The 6,251-nt window shown below is 42.5% G+C and carries 8 protein-coding genes; 2 read left to right on the top strand and 6 right to left on the bottom strand.

The genetic code is table 11. The features are described 5' to 3' along the window. Positions 1 to 984 precede the first annotated feature (984 nt). Both JCM10914_RS25990 and JCM10914_RS25980 read left to right on the top strand, forming a co-directional pair. On the top strand, positions 985 to 1,395 hold the full coding sequence (locus JCM10914_RS25990) for a hypothetical protein (protein ID WP_023966615.1): 411 nt from the start codon (positions 985 to 987) through the stop codon (positions 1,393 to 1,395). A gap of 393 nt (positions 1,396 to 1,788) precedes the next feature. Next, on the top strand, positions 1,789 to 2,697 hold the full coding sequence (locus tag JCM10914_RS25980; RefSeq protein ID WP_023966613.1) for a hypothetical protein: 909 nt from the start codon (positions 1,789 to 1,791) through the stop codon (positions 2,695 to 2,697). A gap of 62 nt (positions 2,698 to 2,759) precedes the next feature. On the opposite strand, the gene JCM10914_RS25975 is transcribed toward JCM10914_RS25980, so the two are convergent. From JCM10914_RS25975 to JCM10914_RS25955, 6 genes are all read right to left on the bottom strand, one after another. Then, on the bottom strand, positions 2,760 to 3,482 hold the full coding sequence (locus JCM10914_RS25975) for a glycoside hydrolase family 73 protein (RefSeq protein ID WP_023966611.1): 723 nt from the start codon (positions 3,480 to 3,482) through the stop codon (positions 2,760 to 2,762). Next, the gene (locus tag JCM10914_RS25970) at positions 3,475 to 3,750 is read right to left on the bottom strand and encodes a phage holin family protein (protein ID WP_148300266.1); all 276 of its coding nucleotides are present in this window, start codon (positions 3,748 to 3,750) and stop codon (positions 3,475 to 3,477) included. The genes JCM10914_RS25975 and JCM10914_RS25970 overlap by 8 nt, the downstream gene beginning before the upstream one ends. A gap of 17 nt (positions 3,751 to 3,767) precedes the next feature. Then, entirely contained in the window at positions 3,768 to 4,151 is a 384-nt protein-coding gene (locus tag JCM10914_RS25965; RefSeq protein ID WP_023966608.1) for a hypothetical protein, read from the bottom strand. Between the two features lie 90 nt (positions 4,152 to 4,241). Next, positions 4,242 to 4,382 carry a hypothetical protein gene (locus tag JCM10914_RS29450; protein WP_162834842.1) on the bottom strand — a complete coding sequence of 47 codons (141 nt, stop codon included), beginning with the start codon at positions 4,380 to 4,382 and terminating at the stop codon, positions 4,242 to 4,244. A gap of 15 nt (positions 4,383 to 4,397) precedes the next feature. Beyond that, positions 4,398 to 4,700 (bottom strand): hypothetical protein, encoded by a 303-nt coding sequence (locus JCM10914_RS25960; RefSeq protein ID WP_023966606.1) that lies wholly within the window; start codon positions 4,698 to 4,700, stop codon positions 4,398 to 4,400. 18 nt (positions 4,701 to 4,718) lie between these two features. Further along, entirely contained in the window at positions 4,719 to 6,251 is a 1,533-nt protein-coding gene (locus JCM10914_RS25955; protein ID WP_023966604.1) for a hypothetical protein, read from the bottom strand.

Raw genomic sequence — 6,251 nt, 5'->3', positions numbered from 1 at the left:
CTCCCATGAGGGTGCTCTGAAAAGGGCACCCGAATTTTTATTTCATAAAACCCTTGGTACATATGCCTTTATCCAATAATATCGACAATTATTATTTGACTAAAGGATTCAATTGTAGACCAATTGTAGACCAAATTAAAAACAATGTTTGATAATGGTCAATAAATAAGTGAAAGCCTCGGATATATTACTCCGAGGCTTTTAAGTATTTTCTTTCTATAATAAGCGTCTTAGATCCCACTATATTTGATTCCTCTACATAATACTCAAATATCTTGTCCGATGCATATACATCAACATAGCATGGAGAAATCAATTTATCCGAATTAGAACTGATTAATTCTCGCGCTTCCTTTCGTGATTGAATTTGCTGACTCTTAAATTTGTATACTTTCATATGTCTCGCAGCTCCTTCACTGGATCAGAAGTTTAAACTATCAGATAATCATGGTAATATTAACCTACTCAGCAGCACCTACATTTCGAAAGGAGCGTCATCATTGCCACGTGTCTCCCGTGGGAGATGCTTGCTTCATGTATTGATATCTTCTCGTGGTTGGACCCACGAACAGTATGCCTATATGTCCGGTCGTTCCCCGCGAATGATCGACTACTTTTGTTCAACGGAAAGGATTATGAAACCAGAGGACATCTATGTAGCAATGAAAATCTTCGGCTGTGGCATTGAAGATATCTATGAATTCCATGAACAAGCAGCGGATTAAATTCCGCGCTCCCCGGGTCTAACCGAACAAATTGTTCGGTGATAACTGTTCGGCAAGCTTTTGTTAAATTCTCACTCCATTCCCTCCATCTCTCGGTATTTGTAACCGCTTCACAAATGAACGAATAAGTTTCCACGTCTTGTCATCTATTATGTGTATGGAATAATATTACTACGATCAATCATCCTATACAAGACTTGTATTCACAATTGCGCAAGTGTATTATGAAACATATGTTCTTATTTTGGAGGCGCATAATATGAGCTATATGGAAGCCATCACACATGAGGATAGATATTACGTCAAACGCTCAGTCATATTGCCTATGGTCATTGCAGCGTTTGAGCGCGACTCTCGCCACATGGAGCAGCATCTGCGGACGCCGGGTCCTTATGTCGATGCAGTCAAACTGGCAATCAGCCGGGCATGGGAAGAACATAAATTTGTAAAGAAGCATTTTTGGGATAAGGGCTTGAAGGTATATGAGCAAACCAATTATGAACATCACATACACGTTAAGTTTAAGTGCCGGGGGTATGAATCGGATATGGAGTTACAATGGGCCTTTGTGACAGGTGAGGCATCCGTCCTCATGCGTAAATACCTTGGACTGGACGTAAGCATATACGAGAGTAAGGACGGACCGGAGAACACGTGGGAAAAGTATTAATAATCGGTCCAATGATTATGCAAACCGGGTTGTACGGGGCGAGGATCAGCATCGTCACGTAATACAATGATACCCTGTGTGGTGGTCTTATCAGGCCATGTGATGTAATCATGGTCCTCGAGATATTGCAGGCTGCGCATGATATCGCTTCGTGTGCGGCCTGTTTTGGCTTCTAGCAGTTTAAAGATAGGCATTCGGCCTTTGCGGTGGGATGGGTAGTTAAGTAGGATTCGATGGAGTTTTCTTTCTTTATCCGGGAGCATGTTATCACCTCTGATGGGAACTTATGTTTGTATTATATCAGGGTTTAAATCAAAATAGAAAAGTAATTCATGGTAAATGTTACCTACCTTTGGTAAACTGTCTTTATTACTTTAGTCATGGGGGGATGACATGAAATTCCGATTATTAATCACAGCAATCGCTATTACAGGGGTATTAGCTGGATGCAGTTCGACAAGCTCTAGTGCAACCAACGAGGAAGAACTTGCATCTACAAAAGAAGCATTAGAAAAACTTCAAATTGAAAACGATTCACTAAAACAACAATTAGACGATTTCAAGAACGGACCTGATAAACTTCTTGCAGAGGCTAACTCGCATTTTGCTTCTGATGATATCAAGAAACTAACCAAAACATATGAAACGATTTCTAAAAAGCACCCTGGATCTGAAGAAGAGAAAAAAATAAATGAATTAGTTACCGAGCTTCAGACCAAGCTCGACAAGAAAGCAGCAGAAGAAAAGATTGCTACTGAGAAGTTGGCCGCAGAAGAGAAAGCAGCCGCTGAAAAACTAGCTGCCGAAGAAAAAGCAAGGCGCGAACAAGCAAGTTCATCAATGAGAAAAAACACAGATGAAGTAACTGGAACCACAATATACAAAGATAAAACAAGCCCTCAGTATATAAATGATAACGGGTTTAACATGTTTTTCGCTACTGCTGAGGGAAGTGACATTCCCGTCCTGTATGTTAGATTCCAGTACACAGGCGACAATTGGTTGTTTATAGATAACTACACGCTGAGAGTTGATGATCAAGTATACACAGTTAATCCGAGCTACAGCGAAGTAAATAGAGATAACCAGGTCGGGGGAGTTTGGGAATATTACGACACATTGGTTACAGGGGAACTATACGATATCATCAATGCAGTTATTAATTCCAATAAAACCGTTATCCGATCACAAGGAGAAAGATATCAAGACCGGACTGTTACAGCCCAAGAAAAGAAAGCTCTGCAAAATGTGTTAGATGCATTTAAGGCGATGGGCGGCACTGACGCACAGTTTAAGTTATAAGATGATCAATTAGATGGAGATAAAGAAGAACCTACCAGCACATAGCTAGTAGGTTCTTTTGCTTATTTCTCTGCTTCGATTGCTTGCAGTTGCTTTTCAAGTTCCACAATCCGGGCCGTATTTCCACCGATCAGTTTCAGGAAGTTCTTACGTAATCGGTTCATGGATACAGCTGCTTGTTCTCTGGTGATTGGCGCACCCGGCATCGTACCGTCAAAGTAACCGTTCTTGGTCATCTCTTCCCAGGTCGAAGCCGCCCATGGACTAACCACATTAATGTCACGTTCTTTTTTATCAGGCACCTTTCCTGCATCCCCCTTTACCGTATCGTATTGATATAAATTGTACTCATCCATAAGAGCTATAAGCTTAGTAGCATACTTCGGATCAGTAGCATAACCGGCTTGCTGGATCTCCCTCGCCGCTGTCTTTCCATCTACTCCGATAACCTTCTTGTAAAGATTTCTGTTCCAACTCACGCCATTCAGAATCAGCTTGGTATGATCTGCGATGGACTCACCCCAATTATTATAGGCGCGAAATGCTGCATTTACTTTAACAGCCTTTCCGTTCACGTACTCGGTTGTCGGCATCGTACAACTCCCGGCTGTCCCCTTGCCTTTGATTCCGAATAAGTTATTTCCCTTGACCGTCAAGCCGGATGTTCCCCATGCGCTCTCAAGAGCAGCCTGAGCGATAATTAATGATGCAGGAATTTTGGTCTTAGCCATATCAGACACGGCAAAGGTTGCGATTTTTTGGATGAATGCCAGCTTACTACTCATTGGATTCACCAACTGCCTTTGCTGTTTGTTTCACGGCCTGATGCCCGAAAACAGCAAAGGCTCCGCACAATATGCCCTGAATAACCGACTCGACTGACCAGCCAAGCAATCCAATAGTCAAAACAATCGCAATTACCAGCACGATATACACAATGCTCCAATTCGGGATATTAGGCGTCTGCTTTAAGATATATCCAATTACCCAACATACCGCTACCACGACCAGTAGCCGCGGATCTATCAATTCAAAAATCATATTCCATTCCATATTCATTCATCCTCCTATTAATTGAGTGCAGCCAGCTTTATCCCAGCCCATACAGCAGCTACAACAACACCAGCAAATCCGGTAATAACAGCTCCGTAGAAAGTACGCTTAAACCACTTCTGATCTTCCTTTTGTACATTCTGTTCTGCTATTGCCGTTTGTGCCGTTCGCAATGCTTCATCTGCTATCTCTTTGGCGGTTTGCAAGAGATCAAGTCTATGATGAGCTGATTTAGCAGACTGATCAGCGTTACGCGCAATCTCTCTCAATGTCTCGACCGCAGCTGCCAATGTAGGTACTACTTCGAGTGTCTTTTCAATCCTTGCAAGCTGGATCTGTATATCAACGAGTAATTTCGAATTATCATCTGACATGTCACCCACCCCTTGTATTTGACTCATCCCCTCGTCCCCCTATATCTCTGTAATAAAAATAGCCCCCGGACCACCCAGGGGCATAAAAAAGACACGTTCACATTAGTGACGTGCCGGTTAAGCAGATACTTCATTGACCAATTCGGTTACAACATCTTTTAGATTGGAGAGCCGTGGGACCTGTTCAAGTGTGTATTGACCTGTCAAAACGGCTCCGTACCAGATCTTAACGAGCGCACTATCTTTAGTGAATATCATGATTATCACCTCCCCTCATTGGTTATTGTGGCATCGCATCATCATGGTTAATTCAATAATCGCCTGTCTTAACTCGGCGTTTTCTTGCTGTAAATCAGATACTTTTTTATCAAGTGTTTCATGTGCAACGTAATCGTAATATAGCTCGCCTGTATCTAATACAATGCGTAAATAAGCGTTCATGCCTGGAATGTCTTCTCGTTCTGGCAATTCTGCATCTGTTACAATCAAATTATCCTCATCTGGACTGAAATTGGAGTAAATCGCCCTCACAGTTCCGATCCCAGTCGAAAAAAATTCAAACACAACATTCTTCATTAAGTCATCATCCTTTCCCTACACATAGATTATCTTCCCATTTCCTTCAGCTCGCGCATTGTTGTTTCCTTTTGTATCTGTCAAAACGCCCAGCCTAACATTGTTATCGAAACTAAAACCTGTAGGCATTGTTGAATTATTAACGAGCGCATTCCCTGGTGGGCCACTAGCACTTGCTGATATTTGGTATACAACCGAAGCAGTCTTGGCCTGTGCTGATATCTGAATAGATGAAATAAAGACATAGTGTATACTTGAAATTTCAAATAATCTCCATGCTCGATTGGCACTATCCATCAATGCGATTCCGATCAAATCACCATTCAGCGCTTGGTTTATCCGTGTCCTTGGCAAACTAGTCGTTGCATCCATGTTAGTTGTAAATGCAATCATATTTAGTCGTGATGGAAGGGTAGCAAATGTGGTGAAGTTAACCCCTAATGTAGTGTTCCAGTTTTGCCATGGGAATGACAGGTCTACAGTGCCATAGTTAACTATCTGTGCACCAGCGACGACAATCGGATAATCGTAAATACCCGCTTGCAAAGTTTGAGTTGTCGGTCCGGGAGTAATATTGGTTTGACTGGTATTTCTCGTAATTAGCGTACCTGTTACCAAACCATTATCAGTACCGATATTTTTTGTGCTTCTCACATCGCCTGCCACTGCTGTTCCATACTCACCCCCTTCACCCTGTAAGATAAAAGCCGTTCCGTTGTAAACCAAGGTATAAATAGAGTTGGCCTTAAGATTACCTGATGCTACAGCACTTCCGTTCGCCTTCAAAATGCTCTTTGCTCCGAGTCCCTTCACATTTAAAGTCGCTGCTCCGGTATTCGCTGCATTTATTCTAATGGTCACTCTCAACCCTTCAACCAATGATGCCGGTGCTGGAACAGGTGTAACACTATAGGCATTACCACTGTTTGTCGTTGCGCCGTACCCTCCGGTCAGCACTCTGTTATCAACGTATGATGTTGTCGCAAAGCCTTGATCTTGAATCGATTGTAAAAATTCATCCCACTGTCTTTGAAAGGTTGCGGTATCTACACGAATTAATGAGTTGACCAGACCGCAGACAGTTTGATTCAAGCGTTCATCAGTGATATTTGCAGGTTCAATAATGGTTGAATTTGCTCTTACCCTGATCTGCGCAAGGCTTAGATCGTATGTGTTGCCGGCTCGAACTAGTGCTGGCGGTGTTGGCGTTACTCCGGGGTTACCTTGTACAATAATTGCTTTGATTAGCCTTACAGGCGTACTCGTATCTAGCCGCAAAATAACCCGGTCGATACGATCCTGTGTAGTCGCTGGCTGTATCCCCAGGACAATAGGGTTATCAAACACGCTGTAAACATAGCCATTAATCCATGCATAACCAAGATTCAACCGAATGTTAGCGTCATTACCGACGGCAGTAACCTCCAAATTAGTCCCGCCGTTAAATACTCCATTCGTCACAAACATTGCAAAATACTCAGCAAAGTCACGAGCAGGATATGCCCGTATATCATCAGCGGTCGAGTCAAAAAAGCCTGATTTCTCTGGCAT

The organism is Paenibacillus sp. JCM 10914 (assembly GCF_001315105.1).
Lineage (GTDB): Bacteria > Bacillota > Bacilli > Paenibacillales > Paenibacillaceae > Paenibacillus_AQ.
Note: the sequence above shows the minus strand (reverse complement) of the source record. Positions and strands in the feature narration are given on the sequence as shown.

Excerpts from the sequence above, each read along its gene's own strand:
- JCM10914_RS25960 (WP_023966606.1), bottom strand. The coding sequence starts at position 4,700 with ATGAAGAATGTTGTGTTTGAATTTTTTTCGACTGGGATCGGAACTGTG.
- JCM10914_RS25980 (WP_023966613.1), top strand. The coding sequence starts at position 1,789 with ATGAAATTCCGATTATTAATCACAGCAATCGCTATTACAGGGGTATTA.
- JCM10914_RS25990 (WP_023966615.1), top strand. The coding sequence starts at position 985 with ATGAGCTATATGGAAGCCATCACACATGAGGATAGATATTACGTCAAA.
- JCM10914_RS25970 (WP_148300266.1), bottom strand. The coding sequence starts at position 3,750 with ATGGAATGGAATATGATTTTTGAATTGATAGATCCGCGGCTACTGGTC.
- JCM10914_RS25965 (WP_023966608.1), bottom strand. The coding sequence starts at position 4,151 with ATGAGTCAAATACAAGGGGTGGGTGACATGTCAGATGATAATTCGAAA.
- JCM10914_RS29450 (WP_162834842.1), bottom strand. The coding sequence starts at position 4,382 with ATGATATTCACTAAAGATAGTGCGCTCGTTAAGATCTGGTACGGAGCC.
- JCM10914_RS25955 (WP_023966604.1), bottom strand. The coding sequence starts at position 6,251 with ATGCCAGAGAAATCAGGCTTTTTTGACTCGACCGCTGATGATATACGG.
- JCM10914_RS25975 (WP_023966611.1), bottom strand. The coding sequence starts at position 3,482 with ATGAGTAGTAAGCTGGCATTCATCCAAAAAATCGCAACCTTTGCCGTG.